Here is a 21,341-nt window from a genome sequence, read left to right as displayed (position 1 = left end):
CGACATTGGACTTCAAGGCGGCATATTCTAGCACGCAGCCCTTTACTTGACACCCTCTGTAAACGGCCAGTTAAATTCGCCGATTAATGACAGCGGATATCGTGCATCTTGCTGATAGCTACGAATACTTTCGGCGACCAGCGCGGAACGCAGGTTGTTGGCCTGCAAAATTTCTTCAGCGCTCACCCATAAACAGCGGTCAATATCGCTGTCGTGCGGCTCGGTGGGACAGATGTTATCGAGCTCAATAACGAACAGAAAACGCAGGAAAGGCGTGTTGTCCGGGGCGAGCCACTGATGCATACGAAGAAAATGCTGCGGTGTGGCGCGAATGCCAGTTTCTTCCCATAGCTCACGCTGGGCGGCCTGGACCAACGTCTCATCTGCTTCCAGATGGCCCGCAGGCTGGTTCCATAGCGCTTTGCCGTTGATGGTTTCTTCAACCACCAGGAATTTATCTTCAGCGTGAACCACGCAGGCGACGGTAACGTGTGGCTTGAACATGCGGCATCCTTATCGAGCGAGAAAGAAGATAAGGATATAAAGAAGAGGGAAGGGAATCAAACGCGAGCCGGAGAACTCCAGCTTTGCTGCATAATCACCCCTTGTTGATTGCTTAAAATGACGGTGATTTGTGTCCACTCACCCTGGGGAATATCCAGGTGCAGGCTGGCAAGCTGCTGGGGATGCTGGGCTTTCAGGGTTACCTGCCCACTCTGGCTGCTGTTGCTGGTGCCGGATTGGCCTTGATGAATAACATTGATGGTTAACTGGCAGTCGCAGTCGCGGGTCAGACTGGCCATCGGGGTGATCACCACCGTTTCGGCCTGCGCCTGGGTTTCAAACCACAGTTGGTTGCTGAGTGCGGCGGCAATAAGGAGTAAATGCATGGCGGGCCTCGTGATAGCGGAAATATCGGCCGGATGAATGTTCATCCGGCCGGTGTTATTAGTGCTGCAGTACCGTTGAACTGTTGCCGGAACCGCCAACTTGCTGAACGTAAGCCAGCGTATTGTTGCGACCCTGATCGACATAGCTGCTGTTATAATTGCCGCTCTGTGACACCACCACCATTGAACCCTCTGCATTCTGGTTAACGGTTGAGCTGTTACGGTAGTCGACCTGGGTGACATCAACCGAACTGTTTTTGCCTTTCTGGTCGATATACGAGCTATTGTTGTTGCCGCTCTGCGACACGTTAATAGCGTTACCTGAGCCCGCTTGCAGCGTTGTTGAGGCGTTTGAGGTCCCTGACTGTGTGACCGCAATCGAGTTACCTGTCCCTGCCTGAGTGGCGTAGGATTGGTTGCCCGTGCCGTACTGATTTACGACGGTCGCACTTTTGGTAGCGACCTGGTTCACCGTTGAACGACCCCAATCGCCGTTCTGATGGACGTCGATAGTGGAACCGGATGCCCCAGTCTGGCTGGCATAGGAATCGTTATTGCTGCCTGCCTGATAAATATGCACCACGCCATCCCATTTCCCCGCAGCAGGAAGAACCGGTTTTGTTGGTGTGGTAAAGCCTACGTGGGGAATGCTGACGCCGCTCCCGGTAGGTGGTTGAGGCGGTGTCCAGCCACTGCCGCCACCGCTTGCCAGTGCCGTACCGGATGCTAACAACGTTGACAAAATAACAATGTTCCACTTTTTCATGAGATACCCCATAGGTTTAGAGATTGGTAAGCCAGTTCAAACACTAATTTTGGGTAATACGAATTGCCATTCCTGCCGAATTTTGCACAACGGCCGCGCTGCGGCTTGTGCCCGTTTGATTGATCTGCGTGAGATTGCGAACACCTTTATTGACAATCTCAGCAGAGTTATCAAAACCCGTTTGCGTAATATCTGCCTGGTTGCCCGTTCCTGCCTGCACTAATACGGCAGAGTTGTTCGTCCCTGATTGGCTTACCGTGGCGTTATTACCATTACCGTACTGTGCTATTGCCGCACGATTATTAAAACCATTCTGATTTAATATCGCGTTGTTATACCCACCAACCTGCGAGATAGAACCATAAATATGCGAGCCTGACTGTTTAATAGACGCAGTATTATCACTGCCGTGCTGGCCAGTGATGGCAACCATATTGTAGCCTTGACGATAATTATTCAGCCCTGAAAATTCAGAACCAGCAAGATCGCCCCCCGCCGTGGACAGATATGAATAGCCCAATAAGGGTATTAATAAAAACCATTGTTTCATAATGGCACCTAGTTTTAACCGATGGTTAAAGTCAGGAGTTAAATCAGCACACCTTAAGCCGATAATGGATTAGGGGTGAAACTGATTTATGGATTGAGTATGTCTGAGGCTAATATCCCTGCTTTTCACCTGGATTGCGTATTTTGAAAATGAGCATCAGTCAATAGTATGAGAATGCAGGAATGAGGGATTCGCTGTGGCGCGGTATGAAAGCCGTACGTAACAATCCGTCAAGGCTGACGATGTTTGAGTACGCTAAGGTTTACACTCTGGCTGTAACCTGCTTGTAATGAGCCAATATCTTGGAAAATAAAGTTTACACTTCGGCGAATTGTTGTCTGTGATTGACTTATTGCTAATGGTTTGAAATGTAAATACGTCATTTCACACTTTGCCTGAATAATATTTTGATGGCTTTTTTTTCTATATTAATCATGAAGAAAGGCAAAATCTTTTGTAATAAAATGACATGTTATTGTTACATTTTGAAACACAAATAACCCTTGCTATAAAAATGGCAATGTCTAGATTGAACAGTATTGCAGCACTTAGGATTTAAGCGCTAATGCGTGCTTAATCCCTTTATTGTCATACTTATTAATCAGCAACTACACAGAACAGCGACCCTTTCTGTATATGCACTCGTTTGTGCATAACAGAAAGGGCACGCGTTCCACGCAGCAAGCGGGATAGGATTGCATTATGCCGAAAGTAAATGAACCGGTGTATAACGATATTTTATTGTTAATAACCAGGCCGTCTTTGCAGGCAACCGCCCTGGTCCATCAGCTCAAAACTTCATTAACGATTAATGTCAAAATACAGAATATTCAAAAAACGCTCGAACAGCCGAGCGCTGGGCGTATTCTGGTACTTTTTGACCTTAGCGAGTCGGACAAAAGAAGAACGATGCTGTGGCAGACCGAGCTTCGACGATTACGTGACAAAGTTAAAGTGTTGCTGATCAATATGCCAGATGACTATCAATTTCATGAAGTTGAGTCCTGGCTTGGGATCAGCGCCGTCTTTCAGCTCTCCGTTGATGAATCTACGCTGGTGGGCGGTATCCGTAACGTGATGAGCGGCGGCTGCCATTTTCCCCACGATCTTACCAGCTATCTTATTAATCAGTCCGGTAATTACCGATATCATGACGATACCAGTGGGCTGACGCAAAGAGAAAGAGATATTCTCAATAAACTCCGGATGGGGGCTTCTAACATTGAAATTGCTCGCTTGCTATTTATTAGCGAAAATACGGTAAAGACGCATTTATATAACCTTTTCCGAAAAATAGCGGTAAAAAATAGGACGCAGGCGGTTACCTGGGCCAACGAAAACCTTAGACGCTAAACATGAGATATCTGATGGTGGTAACAGTATCTTTAATGATGCTGCTGGCGCCGTGCGCCAGTTATTCTGCGGAAATAGAAATACCTGGGTTAGTGACGGATAATACGGTCACTCGTGTGGGTCATGATTTCTATCGTGCATTTACCGAACATTGGGAGGAGGAATATCCGGGGGCGATTACTATTAATGAGCGCCCGAGCGCCCGCTGGGGTAGTTGGATAACCATTAAGGTTGACCAGGATTTATTATACCAAACGTTCTTATTTCCCAGTAAGAATGACTTTAATAGGCAAGTTAATATCGCGTTGGCCTCGGTTTATGAGGCGCTATCGAAACGTGCGATTAATAAAGCATTATTAAATACCGGCGATTTAACCAGCGATGAGTTCTAGGAGTGTACGATGAAAGTGCTTTCTTTGATTCTTGGCATTGGTTTTTTATCTACCACCGTACAAGCTGGAAATCTGACTTTCCAGTTTGTTAACCCCAACTTTGGCGGCAACCCAAATAACGGCGCATTTTTGCTTTCACAGGCTAATGCGCAAAACTCCTATAAAGATCCTGATGCCTATGACTGGAACAGTGGATCAACAGGAACCTCTGCTCTTGATAATTTTACTGCGGCTATTCAATCACAACTTCTTGGCAGCTTGATGGGGAATATTTCCACCGGTAAGCCCGGGCGTCTGGTGACTAAAGATTTTATTGTGGATATCACCAACACCGACGGTCAACTGATGATGAATATTCTTGATCGTGCTACCGGGAAATCGTCCACCATTCAGGTCAGCGGCCTGAGCAGCATTTCAACGAACTAATCAGTGGCGAGAAGCTGACATGAAAAATATCTCTGGGGTAGTGGCTCTTTTTATTAGCCTGTTTGTGTTGACGGGCTGTATTACTTCGCCACCAAAGCAGGCGGCGAAACCCACTCTGCTACCGCGTTCGCAGAGCTACCAGGATTTAACGCATCTGCCGGAGCCGCAGGGTAGACTGTTTGTTTCGGTTTATAACATCTCGGATGAGACCGGGCAGTTCAAGCCTTATCCGGCGAGTAACTTTTCCACGTCAGTTCCGCAAAGTGCCACCGCGATGCTGGTGTCGGCGCTGAAGGACTCTAACTGGTTTATTCCGCTGGAGCGTCAGGGGTTACAAAACCTGCTTAATGAACGAAAAATTATTCGCGCGGCGCAAGAAAATGGCACCGTGGCGGTGAATAACCGTACTCAACTTCCATCGCTGGTCGCGGCCAATATTCTGATTGAAGGTTCCATCATCGGTTATGAAAGCAACGTCAAATCGGGCGGGGCAGGGGCGCGGTATTTTGGCATCGGGGCGAGTACGCAGTATCAGCTCGATCAGATTGCGGTTAACCTGAGGGTGGTTAACGTCAGTACTGGCGAAGTGCTTTCCTCGGTGAATACCAGCAAAACGATCCTTTCCTATGAGTTCCAGGCTGGAGTCTTCCGCTACATCGACTATCAGCGCCTGCTGGAAGGTGAAGTGGGTTACACGGTCAACGAACCGGTGATGCTGTGTCTGATGTCGGCGATTGAAACTGGCGTCATCTATCTGGTGAATGACGGTCTCTCTCGCAATCTGTGGCAGTTGAAGAACGCTTCTGACATTAACTCACCGGTGCTGGAAAAATATAAGAGTATTATTGTGCCGGATATTTCCTGAAACCCACTGCCGGGCGAACGCTATCCGCGTTCGCCGTCGGCTTCTCGCCATTCACCGTTGTTGAGGTTATCCAGAGTATAGCCGCCCATGGCATAGCGAATCAGGCGCAGCGTTGGGTACCCCACATGAGCCGTCATGCGTCGTACCTGACGATTGCGCCCTTCATATAGTGTGACCTTCAGCCAGGCCGTTGGAATGGATTTGCGTTCGCGGATGGGAGGATTACGTGGCCACAGCCAATCGGGAGCGTCAACGCGCTCAATACCGGCCGGCAGCGTGGGACCATCGTTTAGCGTGACGCCATGACGCAGCGCCTCCATGGCCTCTTCCGTCGGTTCGCCTTCGACCTGAACGTAGTAAATTTTCCCTGTCCGTTTGCCTGGCTGCGTCAGTCTGGCCTGTAAGGCGCCGTCATTTGTTAACACCAGCAGCCCTTCGCTATCGCGGTCGAGGCGACCTGCAGCGTAGACATTTTGCACAGGAATATAATCTTTTAGCGTGCTACGTCCTGCTTCATCGGTAAATTGTGGCAACACATCGTAGGGTTTATTGAACAGAATGACGCGTTTTGGTTGGTTATCTTTACGCGACCTGGTGGCTTGTCGTGAGCTGAATCGCTCAAGCTGGTTTTTTCTAAATGAAGTCTTAATCATAGTATTTTCAGGCCTTATCGATTCGCGCATTATAGCCTAATAACGAGAGTCTTTCATGGCGACAAACAATCAGGTAGTATTGACAGGCTTATTACAAAACATTAACAAAATGCTCTAACTCTTTGTGTTGCAGGAAGACGGTAAGACAGTGCATCTCCAGGCTATATCCTGAAGAGGATTAGTGGAGTGGGCGTAGTAGCGGCAAGAACCTGTGGCGTAAAGGATGACGAGCACACCAGAAGCGCTCGAAGGAGAGGTGAATGGAAAGCAAAGTAGTTGTTCCGGCGGAAGGTCAAAAAATCACCCTGAAAGACGGCAAGCTGAATGTGCCACACAATCCGATTATCCCATTTATTGAAGGCGACGGTATCGGTGTTGATGTCACCCCAGCAATGCTGAAAGTGGTTGATGCCGCTGTTAAGAAAGCCTACAAAGGCGAGCGTAAAATTTCCTGGATGGAAATTTACACCGGGGAAAAATCCACCCAACTTTACGGCCAGGACGTATGGCTGCCAGCAGAAACGCTGGATCTCATCCGCGACTACCGTGTTGCAATCAAAGGCCCTCTGACTACGCCAGTTGGCGGCGGCATCCGTTCTCTGAACGTTGCGCTGCGTCAGGAACTCGACCTGTACGTGTGTCTGCGTCCAGTTCGCTACTACCAGGGCACCCCAAGCCCGGTTAAACACCCAGAACTGACCGATATGGTCATCTTCCGTGAAAACTCTGAAGACATCTACGCGGGTATCGAATGGAAAGCTGACTCTGCTGACGCTGAGAAAGTGATTAAATTCCTGCGCGAAGAGATGGGCGTGAAGAAAATTCGCTTCCCTGAACACTGCGGTATCGGCATCAAGCCGTGCTCCGAAGAAGGGACCAAGCGTCTGGTGCGTGCGGCGATTGAATACGCAATCACTAACGACCGTGATTCTCTGACCCTGGTTCACAAGGGTAACATCATGAAGTTCACCGAAGGCGCGTTTAAAGACTGGGGCTACCAGCTGATTCGCGAAGAATTCGGCGGCGAACTGATTGACGGCGGCCCATGGCAGAAAATCAAGAACCCGAACACCGGCAAAGAGATCATCATTAAAGATGTGATCGCCGATGCGTTCCTGCAGCAGATCCTGCTGCGTCCGGCTGAATACGACGTTATCGCCTGTATGAACCTGAACGGTGACTACATCTCCGATGCACTGGCTGCACAGGTTGGTGGTATTGGTATCGCCCCAGGCGCAAACATCGGTGACGAATGCGCACTGTTCGAAGCGACCCACGGTACTGCACCGAAGTATGCAGGTCAGGACAAAGTGAACCCAGGTTCTATCATCCTGTCCGCAGAAATGATGCTGCGTCATATGGAATGGTTCGAAGCGGCTGACCTTATCGTTAAAGGTATGGAAGGCGCTATCAACAACAAGACCGTGACCTATGACTTCGAACGTCTGATGGAAGGCGCTAAACTGCTGAAATGTTCAGAGTTTGGTGACGCGATCATCGAAAACATGTAATGCGGTAATTTGTTAAATTCATTAACGGGAGCGTGACGCTCCCGTTTTTTATAAGCGTTGAGTCTTATATCGCCACTTTTCAACCTATCACCCTAGATAATTGGGTAACGATCTAACCCTGCTGACGTTGTGATTGCTCTTCCTTTTCTGGTTGCGATTCTGTCACTAATAGCCTAATTCTTTGCTCAGACAGGTGTGTATTGGCTTCAGCGGCAATGGCTTCAACCTCTTTAGTTCCATTCCCTGTTACTGAATACTTATACCGACAATAGACTTTATTTACCTTTCTACGATAGAGCAGATATAAGTTAGGGACTGAAATATTATTTCACGCGGCCAGGCTGCCATCACTCAAAATCCGTTGTAATAGCAATGCGTCATTTTACCTGATTGCTGGTGTTACCCCTTCTCCAACTAACTCGACGTCCTCACGAATTCGCCATAGTCGGCCTTATTTCATTGCCAGTGGGCCCAACTACCGGGATGGATCGAGTTATGCCCCATTCAGGCAATTCAGGCAGGGATACTCCTATCTGAGCTGTAAAAAGGCTGGAGCTAGAAAGGCCACAGGTGAAATTGACAATACATTGCAGCATTTATAAAGCCTGATGGTTTATGGGAAATTCATAGAAAACTGAGGGGAGATTGCTAATTCCAACATAATTTTTTGCATCCCACTTCTTCATGGATAGTAACCAATTCAATATCTTAAATGGCGTAAGTGTACCATTTAGCATCTCTCTCGTGGTATTATCGCATTTTAAACCAAATCAGGATTGTGTGATGAATTTTAAGATACACGACAAACTCATTCATGAAGTTGAATCCCCTGATGGCCTGCTTTATCGAATGGTAATCGTTTACACCTGTTGTATGTTCATGCTCATTATTAGTCTATTTTGGGCTGTAGGCGATACATCCAAATTAAACTTTTACTTTTTTATAAACTCTTGCACTGTAATAGTAATGGCATGGTTTATTAGAAAGTCTTTTAACATTTACTCGAAAGATAGGCACTTATTGATTTTCAGGATTAGTTTATTCTTACTTTTGAATTCATCTCTGGCTTCTATGGCTGGGGGGCTAAACTTGATTGAGAGGGATACAGCATCTGTATTGGCATCTCTTCTTTATATTCCTGCCATGCTGATGATTATCTATTCGTTTAATAAATTCATATCATACGTGAATGTTAATTATAATTCTGCGGTGCGTTTGTCACTAACGGACGAATTAACAGGATTACCAAACAGACGACATCTGAACGTTAAACTCAGAGAGATAGAAGATAGGTCTGGAGTAATCTGCATTGCCGATATTGATCACTTCAAAAAAATAAACGATACATATGGTCATGAAGCTGGTGATAATGTATTAAAAAACATAGGGCTGAGGTTGAAAAATATCATGAAAGATAATGTTTTTATCTCTAGATCTGGAGGCGAGGAGTTTGCAATTATTATTTTTGATGACACTGATATCGAGAGGGTTGTTAGAAACATAAAAACATCAGTTTCAGATGGTTGCAACGGAAGTATTAGTGTTACCTTAAGTATTGGTGCAGCAATTAAACAGAAAAATGATTCATCTTCTGACGTTATCACCGCCGCTGATGATGCGCTTTATCGAGCCAAAAAAGCGGGGAGAAATTGTATCATGTACGCTCATCGTCCTTATAACTAGTTTTATAAATTCATGAAGGAATAGCCCGCTTTTTAATCGTTACAGTGAGGGTGTTATTGACTTTTATCTTTCTTTAAATCCTCAACAGCTTACTGTAGATAAATATGCTGGCCATTGCTTAGTGATTTTTTATCAACAGATCTTCCCTTGAGGATTATTATCGGAGCAGGTTTGAATATCCGCTCCTCGCAGACCTTGGATTTCGCATAAGTTCTTAGCTTATAGTGATTATCAAAACCTAATTTTTTTTCATTCAGCGGGTTAGGTAAATGATGTGACGCTAATATCTTGAAAACGTCATGAGATTATTTGTAATTAATTAGATGGTTGGTTTCTAAATGCCAGGTTCATTGAACGGGTAGGTTCCCACGCCGATAAGCTCTTACACCTTTAAGTCAATAATATTTTCGTTGCCGGACAGGAGGGGCTTACATAAAATTTTATAACCATCCTGATCAAAACCAACCTGTTGTCGTGATAGCGTTTTTGCCTCGGCGAGTGAATTGACAGAACCAAGCCACATCCAGTTGCGAATAATATGGTACTGAGTCAAATCAGCACTCTCTTCTTTGATTGCGATAGCTCCGTTCCAGGGCCAGCATATAAGCTGTAGGCGTTCAAGCGCCGACAATAGCCTCTGGTGATGAGATTCGATGGTCTCTTTACCACAACAGGCGCCTGCGCATCGCTGTAGTGCCGAGCGAAAGCAACCGCGATTGCCACTCAGTGATTCCAGGCCAAGCAATCCATAACAGAGACGATGTTCATTTGCGATAGATTTCAATGCTTCAAGCGCATTACGTCGATTAGAAAATAGGCCATATAAATTTGGTTGATGAGAAAAATCTATCTCCTTTGCATACACCACCTTAGGTTGTCTCTCCTCTACATGTAATGAACAAAGTTGATGGGTACGACGAAGACGTTTATTGAGGAGTGGTTGCTGCTCTTTGATCATTTTCGCCTCAAGCAGCAGCGCGCCAATTTCTCCGGCGGTACGTATCCAGCTTATTTTTTTGATTGGTAGAGCATTGATGCTTCATCATGGGCACGGAAGTGTGACATCACGCGACTGCGTATATTCACGCTTTTCCCTATGTAGAGCGGCAGCGTTTCACTTTCTCCGTGGAATACATAGACGCCAGATAATGGCGGAATTTCAGAGAGATACCGACGGAGATGCTCGGGATATTCATAAATCACTGAAGGCTCAAATCTAAGGCGTTGTATGGGCAAGCTCCCTCCGATATCTGTTTATTTAAACAGTATAATGTCAATGAATGGATAACTCTAGTTGGTTTGGTGGTCAGAACAGCGAAAGAGCAACCGCGAGGGGGTATCTATACTGGAAATTACTGTCTCATGCTAACTGGCATCAGTATTGATAGCTGATAGTGTCATCATCGGTTTCACCCTCACATCTACATCAGGGAAGATGCGCTGTACCCTCTTGCTCAACTCCCCAGAATGATGTCCCTTGCACCAGGCAGACCATCAAAATTTATTAGCATTCGAATGGTGTAGAGCGTCCAACAAAAAGCAACGATCGATGAGGTATACATCAAGTTATCATTCTGCTGTCTATAATGGCACTGGCGACAGCGGGAAAATAGAATTCGCGTGCTGGTGATCCGCTTGTGCCGCTTGACGAATCGCTTGGGTGTGATGGGGGGGCACCAGACCAGGAGCCAATATATAACAACCAAAAATAGTAGGAATAATTTTAATTTGTTGTTGTTTTTATCATGATCTGAATAATGCATATAATAACCATTAAAGGCAATGTCTTATGAAAATTCATGCTATTACAATCATTGCGCTGCTTTCTTTTCCCATCACGACACATTCAGCTTTTCAGGAACGGGAATACAATACCTGGTATTCAAAAGATGCCATTCTTTATGATATGACGCAGACTTCAGATGGATTCCCCGTCATGTTGAGTATTTCGCAGCCAGGGCGAAGCGGGGCCAATATGGTGGTCTCTTATCTAACGGAGGGGACGTGCGTTGATGCCGGTAGGGCATTGAATGTCAATGGAAAAAATATTTCCGCTAAATACAGTTGTGTGCCAGTAGGAAAGAACAAGATTGAACATTTTGCCGTGAACAATGCCGAACAAGTCAATGACATGGTGAGCAGCCTCAATTCTGATTTCACGTTATTGCTGCAGAATGATATCAAAGTATGGGCTGCCAATATCAAATCACCGAAATATGGTGTAGCACCGAGATTTTGAGACACTATGTGAATAGTGCTTGCGGGCTGCTGCTTTATTTATCGGTATATTAGCCTTACCTGAATCCCATAGCATTTATATGGTTCCACGGCTGATGCCCCGCATTTCTATGAGAAGCAGGGTTTTGTTTTTGATTCTTTCGCTGCAGCGCTAGCAGACCTGTGCTGCAGCGATATGTTCTTTATGCTGTAAAAAGCGGCGCATTTCCCTGGCATAACCCATATGGTGCCGGAAAAGGCCGCTAGCGGTGTTTATTCACTCTCCAGCCAGAACTCCGCCTCGTCAAACATCTCCTGTACTGTACGACTTATCTGCTCCTTTTCATGCTTGCTGGCATCCGTATTGATAGCCGGCAGCGTCATCATCGGTTTCACCCGAACCTCGGCATCCGGGAAGATACGGTGAATTCTCTTGCTCAGTTCACCGTGTATTATCTCTTTTGCACCGGGCAAACCTTCAAAATTCCTTTTGTCATAAACGAGTTCCACGAACATTTCTAACGCCTCTTTACTGGATATAATAACAGTATATATACTGGATATATAAACAGTGTCAACACGAGTGAGTTCATTATGAAGTTTTATTCACCCACTGGCCTCGGCCAGATAGCGGCGCTTCCTTTGTTTAGCGATCGGGTTCCGTGTGGGTTCCCGAGCCCGGCGCAGGACTATGTTGAGCAGCGCATTGATTTAAATAAACTGGTTATCAGACACCCGAGTGCGACCTACTTCGTCCGCGCTGCGGGTGATTCCATGAATGGCGCGGGTATCGGCAGTGGTGATTTACTGGTGGTCGACAGCGCTAAAACTGCGCATCACGGGGATATTGTTATCGCCGCCGTTGATGGCGAATTTACGGTAAAACGGTTGCAAACGCACCCTTCGGTTATGTTGGTGCCAGAAAACCCTGCCTACAGCCCAATTCTGGTTGGGGGGGAAGAGTCGTTGGATATCTTCGGCGTCGTGACCCATGTTCTGAAGACGGTTGGCTGATGTTTGCGCTGGTTGATGCGAATTCGTTTTATGCGAGCTGCCAGACTGCATTCAGGCCTGACCTTAGGGGCAAACCTGTTTGTGTGCTGAGCAACAACGACGGCTGTGTGATTGCGTGTAGTGCTGAAGCCAGAGCGTTGGGGATCAAAATGGGCACGCCCTGGTTCAAACTGAAAAATGTGTCGTTTCCTGAATGCGTCCATTTTTTTTCAAGCAACTATGAGCTGTACGCTGATATGAGCGTGCGCATGATGACCACGCTTGAAGAGCTAATGCCACGGTGTGAAATTTATTCGATTGATGAATCGTTTTGTGATCTGACCGGAGTCCGAAACTGTCGCGACCTGACCGATTTTGGCCGGGAGATCCGTGCGACAGTGTTCCAGCGAGCGCACCTGACCGTCGGCGTAGGAATAGCGCAGACCAAGACGCTTGCCAAACTGGCAAATTATGCCGCCAAGCGCTGGCAGCAGCAAACCAACGGCGTCGTTGATCTGTCCAATGTGGATAACCAGCGTAAGCTGATGGCCGCCTTACCGGTTGATGAGGTGTGGGGAATTGGCCGACGGATAAGCATAAAACTCCAGAACATGGGCATCAAAACGGTGCTGCAACTGGCGGACACCGATATCCGTTTTATCAGGAAGCATTTCAGCGTGGTCCTTGAGAGAACGGTACGCGAGCTGCGCGGCGAACCGTGCCTTGAGCTGGAGGAGTTTACACCGGTAAAGCAGGAAATCATCTGCTCCCGGTCGTTTGGTGAACGTATTACGGATTATGAACAGATGCGGCAAGCCATCTGTAGCTATGCGGTACGCGCGGCAGAGAAACTGCGCGGCGAGCACCAGTACTGCCGATTCATTTCAGCCTTTGTTAAAACGTCCCCTTTTGCCGTGAAAGAATCGTATTACAGTAACAGTGCATCAGTGAAACTGCTTACGCCGACGCAGGATACCAGGGATATTGTCGCGGCAGCCACGCGCTGTCTGGATGCCATCTGGGAGAGCGGTCACCGTTACCAAAAAGCGGGCGTCATGCTGGGTGATTTTTACAGTCAGGGAATTGCTCAGCTCGATCTATTCGATGAGCGCGCGCCGAGACATAAAAGTGCGCAACTGATGGATGCTCTGGATCGCATTAATACCAGGGTGGGTAGGGGGACGCTCTATTTTGCCGGACAGGGGATTCAGCAGGAGTGGCAAATGAAAAGAGAGATGCTGTCGCCGCGGTACACAACCCGGTATAGCGATTTACTGCTGGTGAAATGAAAATAACAAAACCGCTGCGTGATGAGCGGTCATTTATTTGGTATCGGCATCATTACGTAGGGCTAATAATATTCTCTGTATGTAACAGCTGATTATCCTTCGACCAGTAATAACGATTTACTTCATTAACATCCACAACCCACTTAAACACCCCGGCTCTGGCGAGCTCCCGGCAGTACTGTTCGAAAGCGGTCACGTGAGTGAAGTGACGTTTAGCCGCAATTCGGGTCAGGCAACTGCTGGCTTCTGAGTTGATTTTTATTAAGCCACGGTCACTTTTCATCGACATATAGGTGTCCGCGGTGGTCACTATTTTGACATTTCCGGTAGCAACAAAGTAAATGTAGTAGGAAATGTTGTTTTGTTTTAACTCTGTTAAAAATTGAAGGAAGTCGGATTTGCTTCTGACTTGCTCAAAAAATCCACTGAGCATTTCATTAAATTCCATTTTCACCCTCTATGCATTCCGCTTGTTGTATTGATGGTTATTATTGTTTTAACAAATTGTGTTGATGAATAGTTAACTTGTAAATAAATTAAAATCCTAATAGTTTACGTCTGTCATTTTAAGGTCTGTAAGGTAATTGTAATAGTATTTCAATTGTTACTGAGTGTTGCTGCCATCAGTGGCGAATGTGATAGCGCGATCGCACATATCACCCTACACTGGGCACGAAACTATAAGGAGAGAGTCATGTTAGAAGGGTACTTCGATCTCGACGGCGCCACCGGCGTTGATGCCGCTGAAAACCACAAGCGCTTACTGGCCGTTCAGGCCGCTCTGGAGATCTCCAAAGCGTCCGTTTCTGCGTCCACCGCAAACTCGGGGATCCGCTCCCAGATGGACCTTCGCAACGTTTCTCAGGAAGTTGCCGCACTGGCTGACGCCATCCAGGACGCGCTGGAAATCAGCGAATAAATCCTCTTGCCGCCTTCGGGCGGCGTTCATCGCGCTTCTGTAAAACTCTTATCTCTTCGAGTCGTTGTACCGGTCTGTCATTATCTGGCTGGCATGTCCCATCAATATTTGAGTATTTACGCCCTGCTCGCGATATAACCGTTCAGATAATGAACACTGTCTGCGAAAGGTTAGCGGGGGTTCCTTCTTTTGTCATAGACCACGGATTCTCTGGTTTCCTGCAAGCGGCTTTTCATACGACTGGCCTCATCCACCGGATACTCATTTTCGGTTTTCGGATACAAGTCTTATTCCCGTAGGGCTATTTTTCCCATGCCATAAGAAGATTATCGTACCTGCATTCGATAAATGGTTGGGAGTTATCATGAAAGCAATCGGTATTACTCGCGCTACAGAAGGCGGTAGCAACATTGAGTTTTTAGAAGAAATAAGCCTGCCGGACCCGGTCGCAAAGGGATACGACTTGCTGGTTGAAGTTAAGGCCATATCTGTAAATCCGGTAGATACGAAAGTTCGTGCTGGTTTTAGTGCAGCAACGCCGCGTGTACTAGGCTGGGACGCGGTAGGGACAGTAAAGTCTGTCGGTGAATCTGTTACGCTGTTTTCACCTGGTGATGAAGTCTGGTATGCCGGTGCTTTAGGTCGTCCTGGCAGTAATAGTGAGCTTCAACTTGTCGATGAGCGCATTGTTGCCTTGAAACCCCAAACGCTGGATAACGCATCCGCGGCAGCGTTACCGCTTACCGCCATTACTGCATGGGAGCTGCTGTTTGACCGGCTTGCTATTCAGGAAGGCGGAAACGAAGGCGATATTTTGTTGATTGTGGGTGCTGCGGGCGGTGTAGGTTCGATTCTGACCCAACTCGCCAGAAAACTGACAAAATTAACGGTCATTGGCACCGCCTCTCGTCCAGAAAGTCAGAAGTGGGTTCGTGAAGCGGGTGCGCATCATGTGATTGATCATAACAAACCACTGACTGAAGAACTGAAACGTATTGGTATTAAAGAGGTGACACATGTCGCCAGCCTGAATAATACCGAACAGCATTATCAGCAAATTATTGCCGCCTTGATGCCACAGGGAAAACTGGCGCTGATTGATGATCCTGAAATATTGGATGCACGCCCCCTGAAAGCGAAAAGCATCTCTCTTCACTGGGAGTTTATGTTCACCCGGTCGATGTTTGAAACTCCTGACATCATTACTCAACATCAGTTACTGACTCGTGTAGCACAGCTTATTGACACTGACGTAATTTCCACCACGTTTGGGGAGCATTTTGGCACTATCAATGCTGCAAACTTGCAAAAAGCTCACGCACAGATTGAAACCGGGCGTGTTGTAGGAAAAATTGTATTGGAGGGTTTTTGATATGCCGTGTGCAGACGTTATTTCTATTCTTGCAACCCTTAAGGCTAAACCAGGAAAGATTGATGAGCTTAGGCAGGCACTTCAAGTACTGCTTCTGCCGACTCGTCGCGAGCCGGGTAATGTTGAATATATGCTCTTTCAGCTACGTGATACGCCAGAGGTGTTTTACATGCGCGAGTCCTGGCTTGGACAGGAAGGACTGGACCAGCACATCGCAATGCCTCATTTTCAGGCATTCATTTTACAAATGGACAATCTGTTAGCAGAACCGTTGCATCTGGAATATCTGACACCGATCGAGCTTTCTGAATAAGTTGCCGCACTGGCTGACGCCATCCAGGACGCGCTGGACATCAGCGAATAAATCCTCTTGCCGCCTTCGGGCGGCGTTCTCCTTTATTAGCTCTAGCGCAAACTGGCTATTATATTACCGGCATTCTCCACTCTTTTCCCCTCGAGTCGTTGCCCTGGTCTGTCATTGCCTGGCTGGCACGTCCCATCAATATTTGAGTATTTACTCCTTGATTGATTTTATTCCAGGGTTTTCAAATGCGTGATACAACCCGCTGATACTATCAACATCAAATTTCTTATATATGTTTCGACGGTGATGACTAATTATCTTGTCGCTCATATCAATATAACGTGATATTTCTTTGTTTTTTTTGCCTGAGATAATATACGGGAGTAATATTGTCTCTATTTTTGTTAGACTGTGAGTGTGTTCAATTAGTCGTAAATTTCGGTCTTTGCAATAGGTTGTTTTATCCATTACTCGTGAGAGATGTGCGAGACTTAACCTCAACATAGTGATCGACATTTTGCTATCTATTGTAAAATCTGCAATTGTGTTGATAAGCACATTCTCTAAAGCGTTTTCAAAGCAACTATCTCTTGTGATAAAAATAGAATACGTATTGTGAGGTGTATTTCTACTTTCAAAAAATGATATTAAGCAACTTATGTCAGGTTGCCCGTAATCAACAATAATAGCTTTGGCTGATGCAAAGAGTGATGGTGTTATCTCTTTCACATTATTTACATATATAATTTCTTTGAAGTCGTTAATTTGATGAATAAATTCAGAAATTAATGACTTAAATCCTTCTCTAAAGTAAACGCACGATGAAACGACTACGATCATCCCTGTTCAGCCCTGTAAATTAAGTGGACGATTAAACAATTGCTGGTTCCCTGATTAATTGCAATTGGGAAGTTGCGCGATATGATAGGAAAATTCTTAACTTTTTAATGGCAAATTGTGCTCTATGTGTATTTTTGTAATGAAATGCTTTATAAATCAATTTCATACATTGAATTATGAGATTTTTCCACAACCACGCAGGAACATCTGAAAGATATTTCAAAATGTATTAATTATGATTCAATTTGTAACGTGGGTGTTTTTTATCGTAGGGGCGTTGCATGTGGTTACTAATTATAGCCTTCAACGAATCAAGCTATAAATGATGTTTCAGTTTAAGGGTGGTTTTGACACCCCGGTTTGAATAGTTCTAGGCATAGCAAAGTGATAACTTCCTGATTTCAGGGGGTTATACAAAGCGAGGGAACGAACCATGAAACATAATATAAAATTAACAATTATTGCGCAAAGTGTAGCACTCATATTGGGAAGTAGTCCAATGATGCCAGTTGCTGCGGAAGTTGTAATCAAAGATCAGGCATGCAACGGTCAGTCTTCCCAGTGCTCTGGTATTAACTGGTATGATTCACAGAGATTGTGGGGGCTAAGATCTCCAAGCGAAAGTAGTATCGCAACTTTAACGGGTACCCCAGATACAGCAGCTAGCATCTATTTTTCTAGTGAAGCGCTGCGTAAGGTGGGGGAGCACCAGACACTTACGCTATCAGGTACGAATTTAACTGGTCATTTGATTAACACTAGTTATGGTGGAGAGGCTACGGTTAACCTGACTAATGGTTCAAAAATTGATGTTATTGAAACCAGTAACAGTAATGCGAGCACTACAACTTATATTGTAGTTGATGGTTCTACGATTCATGGCGGTAAATCTGCGACTTATGATAATAAAAATAAACCCTGGCTACAGGGCGTTGCTATTTACAATGACTCGGCAGATTCTGGTGATAACACTATTGATATTTTGAATAATAGCACCCTTACTGGGAATATTGTTACGGGAGGTGCTGGGGTTCAGGATATTGATATAGATAGTAGTGTCATTGCCGGTGGGGCAATAATTGTCTTTGGTGCCGGAAGTAATAAAATAAATATTTATAATAGTACGGTTGATAACAGTAACAGTTCGACAGCTAACCCGTATCTCAAGCTTCAGGCGGGTGATAACGCTATTTATGCATCTGGGTTGCTAACTGAAATTGAGGTTAAAAACAGCAGTCTTACTGGTGATCTCAATCTAAATGACTCTGCACAGACTATTCTGAGCATGGTGAAAAGTGCAGTCCATGGTGATATTAGTATCAATAAGGGCACAGTTTCATTAGATGCGACGACTGTTGATGGATCCATTACTTCTAATAACGGAGGGATGCTTTCACTTGGGAAAGAAACCAGTTCGTTTAGTAATAACTTCAGTGGTTTTGATTCGCTAGAAATTAACGGTCCCACATTATTGGTTGGCGGATTAACGAACAGCCAAGTGGGAGTGGAGGGGAGTCTTAACGTTACCGGTGATGGTGCGCTGACATCAGCGATTAATCTCAGCAGCGGTAGTTTGGTGATTAATCACGGGAAGCTACTGGCGGATACCATCGCATTAACGGAGTCTGCTTCATTAACATTAAATAATAGTGGATTGCGTACTAACTCCCAGCAAATTTTTACCAACGCTCTTGATGTGGCAGGAAAGGTTGCTACTGCGGGTGACTTTAACACCACAGGTCAAAGAATCACTTTTAATAGCAGTGTGCTGTCATTGGATGATTTGGCTTATAACCTGGCTTACGTTCAGTCAGTGCACAAGTTGTTGGGCGAAATGGGCGGAACGACTCTGCTTATGGAAGGGCAACTGGTCGATGGTGATGGTGTCGTTGACAAGGCGACAGTGGCTGAAGCTGCAAGTACCGGTTCGACGCTGGTGCAGGTAGATGTCGGGACTGATAAAAGTCACTTAATCGTTGGGAAAATATCTGATGACTTGAACACGGAAGCAACGTTGCAGGGATTTGGTGCTTCAAGCCTGCAGTTAGCGTCTGTACCGGGGGGGGGACCGAACGAAGTGACTATTAGCAATGGGCAATTCCTTACCTTAACAGGGGCGCATGGTGGAGCACTTATTGATGTATTGGATACACCAGATGCAATTGTGAATGTCGCTATTGAAGAGGGCACCCTGCAACTGGGTACCCGTGTCCTTCCCAACGCGACAGGAACCTTAAACGGTACTGTTAATGTCGGTGAAACGGGAGAGATGCTTGTTGCTGCTGGTACCCATACGATTACAGGAGAGGGGGTTAACAGTCGCGGTCAGGTCACCATTGATGATGCTGCAATATTGAAATCAGATGTCACCTTAACAGGTCAGTCAACCTTGACCGTGCTAGGAAGTTTGCAAGCAGATAAACTGACAGCAGATACGGGCACAGTTATCTCTGTCGGGAATGGCAATAGTGCGGGGAATTTGCTTGCGGGAATTGTGGACCTGAATGGCGCAAAAGTATTCCTCGATCCTGTTTGGCAGAATGGTTCAATTATTGATACTGCTTCTCGCGCCGTTTTGGGCGGCAGCGTTGTTAATGGTTTGCTCTCTGCAGGTCAGAACTCGGTGCTGGTATTGGGCGATATCGCTTTTGATAACACAAGTACTATGTTTGCTAACACAGGCTTGAACTGGAGTGCTGATGGTATTACCGCAGCATTGAGTATTGTCGCACCACAAACTCTTGATGTTACCAAAGGTGGGTTGCGCGTAGACGGGGGGCTGATAAGTTTGTCGCAAGACAGAGATGCAACTGCTAATCAGGCAACTTTTGCTGACAACTCTTTACTGATGGTCAATGCTGATGCGGCAGCAGGTCAGGCTGCACTTAGCGCTATCGGCGGTACGCTGAATGTTGCAGACAGTGCAAAACTCTATATTTCAGGGGCGAAGGTCAATAGCACCTATAACATCACGAACGGTTTCAGCAGTTCAGCAGTTAGTGACAATGGCTGGGCTGGGTCGAATCTGATTCTCAATCGGATGCTGAATGGACAACGCACGGTAGAGGGGGAATCCGTTACGGTAACGACCACAGCGAAAGCGGCTGCTGATGCGTTACCTGGAGTGGTGCTACCTAACACACTGGACAGTATGATTCAAAATGGCCTTAACTCAGCTACGAGTCCTTCTGCCGGGATCCGTTTTCTGTCCCGAGTATTGGATGCTCCTCAGGCATCGACCAGTGATATCGTTCGCACGGTGAATAGCGCAGCTCAGATGGCAACTGCAGGGGCGGTGCAAAATACGTTGCTTACCACAACCGCCGCGGCAACGAGAGCTATCCAGGACCATAACTCCATTGCCAACCATTCTGTGCGCAACGGAGGCCAGGATGCGGATGTATGGGTTAACGTGTTGTATGGCAATAACCGTAACCGTGATTTTAGCGCGGGTAGCATGGATTATGGATATAACACTAACTTTTATGGCGTCATTGCAGGGGCTGATGTGACTCGTGATGTAGGCCCCGGCCAATTACGAAGTGGTGCTGCCCTCCATGCGGGTAATGGTAAAGTAAACTCATCAGGTGATTTCAACAGTACTAAGAACGATTTTAATTTCTTTGGCGCGAGTCTGTATGAAAGCTGGAGGGTTGATTCGTTCAGTATCAATGCGGATGTAGGATATTCAGCCAGCAATAACGATCTGCAACAGCGCATTCCTGGTTATTTCGGCATGGGCAGCAAAATCAAAGGCAGTGTTGATGCGCAGCTTCTTAGTGTCGGGATGATCGGAGAGTATCTGTTCAAAACGGATGTGGTTGATGTTATCCCTTATGCTGGCGTACGTTATAACCAGCTGACTACAAAAGGTTTTACAACTAAGGTGAATAACGAAGCCATGTTTAGTACAGGGAAAGAGCGTCAGGATATCTGGCAATTCCCTATCGGGGTACGGCTGAGTAAAAACTTTGCAGTTGGCAGCGGTTGGAATGTCAGTCCTCAGGCTGATTTGGCCGTAGTTCCAGTTGCAGGCGATACCCACGCCAATACAAAAGTGCGCACCTATGGTGTTAGCGCCACCGATACAATGAATGCGCAGGTCATGGACGATACATCGTTTAACGGTCAGTTGGGCGTGAAAATGCAGAAAGGTAATATGACCTGGGGTATTAGCTACAATCTTGCAACCTCTGAGCATGAAACCGGACAGGCGGGGACGGTTTCTTTCAAATATGCTTTCTAACAACAGCGCTACCTGAATAGGTAAACAAGCAAACCGGCATGGTAATCATGCCGGTTTTTTATCTATAGATTT

Annotated in this window: 21 protein-coding genes and 5 pseudogenes; 13 read left to right on the top strand and 13 right to left on the bottom strand. The window is 46.2% G+C overall.

Features of this window, described 5'->3' with window-relative positions:
• Positions 1-42: 42 nt before the first annotated feature.
• From ACH1XZ_RS07925 to ACH1XZ_RS07910, 4 genes are read right to left on the bottom strand one after another with little or no spacing between them, the layout of a single operon-like run.
• Positions 43-504, bottom strand: coding sequence for an NUDIX hydrolase (locus ACH1XZ_RS07925; RefSeq protein ID WP_395595096.1), 462 nt, complete (start codon positions 502-504; stop codon positions 43-45).
• Between the two features lie 56 nt (positions 505-560).
• Positions 561-890 carry a curli assembly chaperone CsgC gene (gene csgC / locus ACH1XZ_RS07920; RefSeq protein ID WP_395595095.1) on the bottom strand — a complete coding sequence of 110 codons (330 nt, stop codon included), beginning with the start codon at positions 888-890 and terminating at the stop codon, positions 561-563.
• A 58-nt stretch (positions 891-948) separates the two neighbouring features.
• Positions 949-1,656: a hypothetical protein gene (locus tag ACH1XZ_RS07915; protein WP_395595094.1), complete on the bottom strand. Its 708-nt coding sequence runs from the start codon at positions 1,654-1,656 to the stop codon at positions 949-951.
• 43 nt (positions 1,657-1,699) lie between these two features.
• Positions 1,700-2,206 (bottom strand): curlin, encoded by a 507-nt coding sequence (locus tag ACH1XZ_RS07910; RefSeq protein WP_395595093.1) that lies wholly within the window; start codon positions 2,204-2,206, stop codon positions 1,700-1,702.
• A 702-nt stretch (positions 2,207-2,908) separates the two neighbouring features.
• On the opposite strand from ACH1XZ_RS07910, the gene csgD reads away from it, so the two are divergent.
• Genes csgD through csgG form a run of 4 tightly spaced genes read left to right on the top strand, consistent with a single transcriptional unit; the run spans position 2,909 to position 5,242 of the window.
• Entirely contained in the window at positions 2,909-3,559 is a 651-nt protein-coding gene (gene csgD / locus ACH1XZ_RS07905; protein WP_395595092.1) for a biofilm master transcriptional regulator CsgD, read from the top strand.
• Positions 3,560-3,573: 14 nt separating this feature from the next.
• The gene (gene csgE / locus ACH1XZ_RS07900) at positions 3,574-3,951 is read left to right on the top strand and encodes a curli production assembly/transport protein CsgE (protein ID WP_395595091.1); all 378 of its coding nucleotides are present in this window, start codon (positions 3,574-3,576) and stop codon (positions 3,949-3,951) included.
• A 9-nt stretch (positions 3,952-3,960) separates the two neighbouring features.
• Positions 3,961-4,377 carry a curli production assembly/transport protein CsgF gene (csgF, locus tag ACH1XZ_RS07895; protein ID WP_395595090.1) on the top strand — a complete coding sequence of 139 codons (417 nt, stop codon included), beginning with the start codon at positions 3,961-3,963 and terminating at the stop codon, positions 4,375-4,377.
• A 19-nt stretch (positions 4,378-4,396) separates the two neighbouring features.
• A complete protein-coding gene (gene csgG, locus ACH1XZ_RS07890) occupies positions 4,397-5,242 on the top strand; it encodes a curli production assembly/transport protein CsgG (RefSeq protein ID WP_395595089.1) in 846 nt (281 codons plus the stop codon).
• 20 nt (positions 5,243-5,262) lie between these two features.
• Here the strand turns inward: csgG and rluE are convergent, their stop codons facing one another.
• The gene (gene rluE / locus ACH1XZ_RS07885) at positions 5,263-5,925 is read right to left on the bottom strand and encodes a 23S rRNA pseudouridine(2457) synthase RluE (protein ID WP_035896093.1); all 663 of its coding nucleotides are present in this window, start codon (positions 5,923-5,925) and stop codon (positions 5,263-5,265) included.
• Between the two features lie 230 nt (positions 5,926-6,155).
• Between rluE and icd the strand changes: the two genes are divergently transcribed.
• Positions 6,156-7,406, top strand: coding sequence for an NADP-dependent isocitrate dehydrogenase (gene icd / locus ACH1XZ_RS07880; RefSeq protein ID WP_395595088.1), 1,251 nt, complete (start codon positions 6,156-6,158; stop codon positions 7,404-7,406).
• A gap of 95 nt (positions 7,407-7,501) precedes the next feature.
• Here icd and ACH1XZ_RS07875 read toward each other — a convergent pair.
• A pseudogene (locus ACH1XZ_RS07875) lies at positions 7,502-7,754 on the bottom strand (phage integrase Arm DNA-binding domain-containing protein); the annotation flags it as partial.
• A gap of 34 nt (positions 7,755-7,788) precedes the next feature.
• Positions 7,789-7,857 (bottom strand): annotated as a pseudogene (locus ACH1XZ_RS07870) (excisionase); the annotation flags it as partial.
• A 332-nt stretch (positions 7,858-8,189) separates the two neighbouring features.
• Here ACH1XZ_RS07870 and ACH1XZ_RS07865 point away from each other — a divergent pair.
• On the top strand, positions 8,190-9,089 hold the full coding sequence (locus tag ACH1XZ_RS07865) for a GGDEF domain-containing protein (RefSeq protein WP_395595087.1): 900 nt from the start codon (positions 8,190-8,192) through the stop codon (positions 9,087-9,089).
• Between the two features lie 382 nt (positions 9,090-9,471).
• Here ACH1XZ_RS07865 and cho read toward each other — a convergent pair.
• Both cho and ACH1XZ_RS07855 read right to left on the bottom strand, forming a co-directional pair.
• Positions 9,472-10,337, bottom strand: a pseudogene (gene cho / locus ACH1XZ_RS07860) (excinuclease Cho).
• 120 nt (positions 10,338-10,457) lie between these two features.
• A pseudogene (locus ACH1XZ_RS07855) lies at positions 10,458-10,651 on the bottom strand (DinI-like family protein); the annotation flags it as partial.
• 227 nt (positions 10,652-10,878) lie between these two features.
• Between ACH1XZ_RS07855 and ACH1XZ_RS07850 the strand changes: the two are divergent.
• Positions 10,879-11,328, top strand: coding sequence for a hypothetical protein (locus ACH1XZ_RS07850; protein WP_395595086.1), 450 nt, complete (start codon positions 10,879-10,881; stop codon positions 11,326-11,328).
• A gap of 251 nt (positions 11,329-11,579) precedes the next feature.
• Here ACH1XZ_RS07850 and ACH1XZ_RS07845 read toward each other — a convergent pair whose 3' ends face one another.
• Positions 11,580-11,822, bottom strand: a complete 243-nt coding sequence (locus ACH1XZ_RS07845; RefSeq protein WP_395595085.1) for a DinI-like family protein — start codon at positions 11,820-11,822, stop codon at positions 11,580-11,582.
• A 78-nt stretch (positions 11,823-11,900) separates the two neighbouring features.
• On the opposite strand from ACH1XZ_RS07845, the gene ACH1XZ_RS07840 reads away from it, so the two are divergent.
• Entirely contained in the window at positions 11,901-12,320 is a 420-nt protein-coding gene (locus tag ACH1XZ_RS07840; RefSeq protein ID WP_395595084.1) for a translesion error-prone DNA polymerase V autoproteolytic subunit, read from the top strand.
• A complete protein-coding gene (locus ACH1XZ_RS07835) occupies positions 12,320-13,588 on the top strand; it encodes a Y-family DNA polymerase (protein WP_395595083.1) in 1,269 nt (422 codons plus the stop codon). Before ACH1XZ_RS07840 ends, ACH1XZ_RS07835 begins: the two co-directional genes overlap by 1 nt.
• 52 nt (positions 13,589-13,640) lie before the next feature.
• Here the strand turns inward: ACH1XZ_RS07835 and ACH1XZ_RS07830 are convergent, their stop codons facing one another.
• Positions 13,641-14,036: a DUF1398 domain-containing protein gene (locus ACH1XZ_RS07830; RefSeq protein WP_395595082.1), complete on the bottom strand. Its 396-nt coding sequence runs from the start codon at positions 14,034-14,036 to the stop codon at positions 13,641-13,643.
• A gap of 246 nt (positions 14,037-14,282) precedes the next feature.
• Between ACH1XZ_RS07830 and ACH1XZ_RS07825 the strand changes: the two genes are divergently transcribed.
• Positions 14,283-14,507, top strand: coding sequence for a hypothetical protein (locus ACH1XZ_RS07825; protein ID WP_035896104.1), 225 nt, complete (start codon positions 14,283-14,285; stop codon positions 14,505-14,507).
• 48 nt (positions 14,508-14,555) lie between these two features.
• Here ACH1XZ_RS07825 and ACH1XZ_RS07820 read toward each other — a convergent pair.
• Positions 14,556-14,684: pseudogene (locus ACH1XZ_RS07820) on the bottom strand (integrase); the annotation flags it as partial.
• Positions 14,685-14,871: 187 nt separating this feature from the next.
• On the opposite strand from ACH1XZ_RS07820, the gene ACH1XZ_RS07815 reads away from it, so the two are divergent.
• Both ACH1XZ_RS07815 and ACH1XZ_RS07810 read left to right on the top strand, forming a co-directional pair.
• Positions 14,872-15,879 (top strand): zinc-binding alcohol dehydrogenase family protein, encoded by a 1,008-nt coding sequence (locus ACH1XZ_RS07815; protein ID WP_395595081.1) that lies wholly within the window; start codon positions 14,872-14,874, stop codon positions 15,877-15,879.
• 1 nt (position 15,880) lies between these two features.
• Positions 15,881-16,192 carry a putative quinol monooxygenase gene (locus ACH1XZ_RS07810; RefSeq protein WP_395595080.1) on the top strand — a complete coding sequence of 104 codons (312 nt, stop codon included), beginning with the start codon at positions 15,881-15,883 and terminating at the stop codon, positions 16,190-16,192.
• Between the two features lie 201 nt (positions 16,193-16,393).
• On the opposite strand, the gene ACH1XZ_RS07805 is transcribed toward ACH1XZ_RS07810, so the two are convergent.
• Positions 16,394-17,023, bottom strand: coding sequence for a LuxR C-terminal-related transcriptional regulator (locus ACH1XZ_RS07805; RefSeq protein WP_395595079.1), 630 nt, complete (start codon positions 17,021-17,023; stop codon positions 16,394-16,396).
• A gap of 433 nt (positions 17,024-17,456) precedes the next feature.
• On the opposite strand from ACH1XZ_RS07805, the gene ACH1XZ_RS07800 reads away from it, so the two are divergent.
• Positions 17,457-21,269 carry an autotransporter outer membrane beta-barrel domain-containing protein gene (locus ACH1XZ_RS07800; RefSeq protein ID WP_395595078.1) on the top strand — a complete coding sequence of 1,271 codons (3,813 nt, stop codon included), beginning with the start codon at positions 17,457-17,459 and terminating at the stop codon, positions 21,267-21,269.
• Positions 21,270-21,341 lie beyond the last annotated feature (72 nt).

The sequence above is a fragment of the Kluyvera chengduensis genome (genome assembly GCF_044197065.1).
In the GTDB taxonomy this organism is placed as follows: domain Bacteria; phylum Pseudomonadota; class Gammaproteobacteria; order Enterobacterales; family Enterobacteriaceae; genus Kluyvera; species Kluyvera ascorbata_C.
This window is presented reverse-complemented; position numbering and strand designations above follow the sequence as displayed.

Coding starts and splice junctions, on each gene's coding strand:
- ACH1XZ_RS07925 (WP_395595096.1), bottom strand. CDS start 504: ATGTTCAAGCCACACGTTACCGTCGCCTGCGTGGTTCACGCTGAAGAT.
- csgC (WP_395595095.1), bottom strand. CDS start 890: ATGCATTTACTCCTTATTGCCGCCGCACTCAGCAACCAACTGTGGTTT.
- ACH1XZ_RS07915 (WP_395595094.1), bottom strand. CDS start 1,656: ATGAAAAAGTGGAACATTGTTATTTTGTCAACGTTGTTAGCATCCGGT.
- ACH1XZ_RS07910 (WP_395595093.1), bottom strand. CDS start 2,206: ATGAAACAATGGTTTTTATTAATACCCTTATTGGGCTATTCATATCTG.
- csgD (WP_395595092.1), top strand. CDS start 2,909: ATGCCGAAAGTAAATGAACCGGTGTATAACGATATTTTATTGTTAATA.
- csgE (WP_395595091.1), top strand. CDS start 3,574: ATGGTGGTAACAGTATCTTTAATGATGCTGCTGGCGCCGTGCGCCAGT.
- csgF (WP_395595090.1), top strand. CDS start 3,961: ATGAAAGTGCTTTCTTTGATTCTTGGCATTGGTTTTTTATCTACCACC.
- csgG (WP_395595089.1), top strand. CDS start 4,397: ATGAAAAATATCTCTGGGGTAGTGGCTCTTTTTATTAGCCTGTTTGTG.
- rluE (WP_035896093.1), bottom strand. CDS start 5,925: ATGCGCGAATCGATAAGGCCTGAAAATACTATGATTAAGACTTCATTT.
- icd (WP_395595088.1), top strand. CDS start 6,156: ATGGAAAGCAAAGTAGTTGTTCCGGCGGAAGGTCAAAAAATCACCCTG.
- ACH1XZ_RS07865 (WP_395595087.1), top strand. CDS start 8,190: ATGAATTTTAAGATACACGACAAACTCATTCATGAAGTTGAATCCCCT.
- ACH1XZ_RS07850 (WP_395595086.1), top strand. CDS start 10,879: ATGAAAATTCATGCTATTACAATCATTGCGCTGCTTTCTTTTCCCATC.
- ACH1XZ_RS07845 (WP_395595085.1), bottom strand. CDS start 11,822: ATGTTCGTGGAACTCGTTTATGACAAAAGGAATTTTGAAGGTTTGCCC.
- ACH1XZ_RS07840 (WP_395595084.1), top strand. CDS start 11,901: ATGAAGTTTTATTCACCCACTGGCCTCGGCCAGATAGCGGCGCTTCCT.
- ACH1XZ_RS07835 (WP_395595083.1), top strand. CDS start 12,320: ATGTTTGCGCTGGTTGATGCGAATTCGTTTTATGCGAGCTGCCAGACT.
- ACH1XZ_RS07830 (WP_395595082.1), bottom strand. CDS start 14,036: ATGGAATTTAATGAAATGCTCAGTGGATTTTTTGAGCAAGTCAGAAGC.
- ACH1XZ_RS07825 (WP_035896104.1), top strand. CDS start 14,283: ATGTTAGAAGGGTACTTCGATCTCGACGGCGCCACCGGCGTTGATGCC.
- ACH1XZ_RS07815 (WP_395595081.1), top strand. CDS start 14,872: ATGAAAGCAATCGGTATTACTCGCGCTACAGAAGGCGGTAGCAACATT.
- ACH1XZ_RS07810 (WP_395595080.1), top strand. CDS start 15,881: ATGCCGTGTGCAGACGTTATTTCTATTCTTGCAACCCTTAAGGCTAAA.
- ACH1XZ_RS07805 (WP_395595079.1), bottom strand. CDS start 17,023: ATGATCGTAGTCGTTTCATCGTGCGTTTACTTTAGAGAAGGATTTAAG.
- ACH1XZ_RS07800 (WP_395595078.1), top strand. CDS start 17,457: ATGAAACATAATATAAAATTAACAATTATTGCGCAAAGTGTAGCACTC.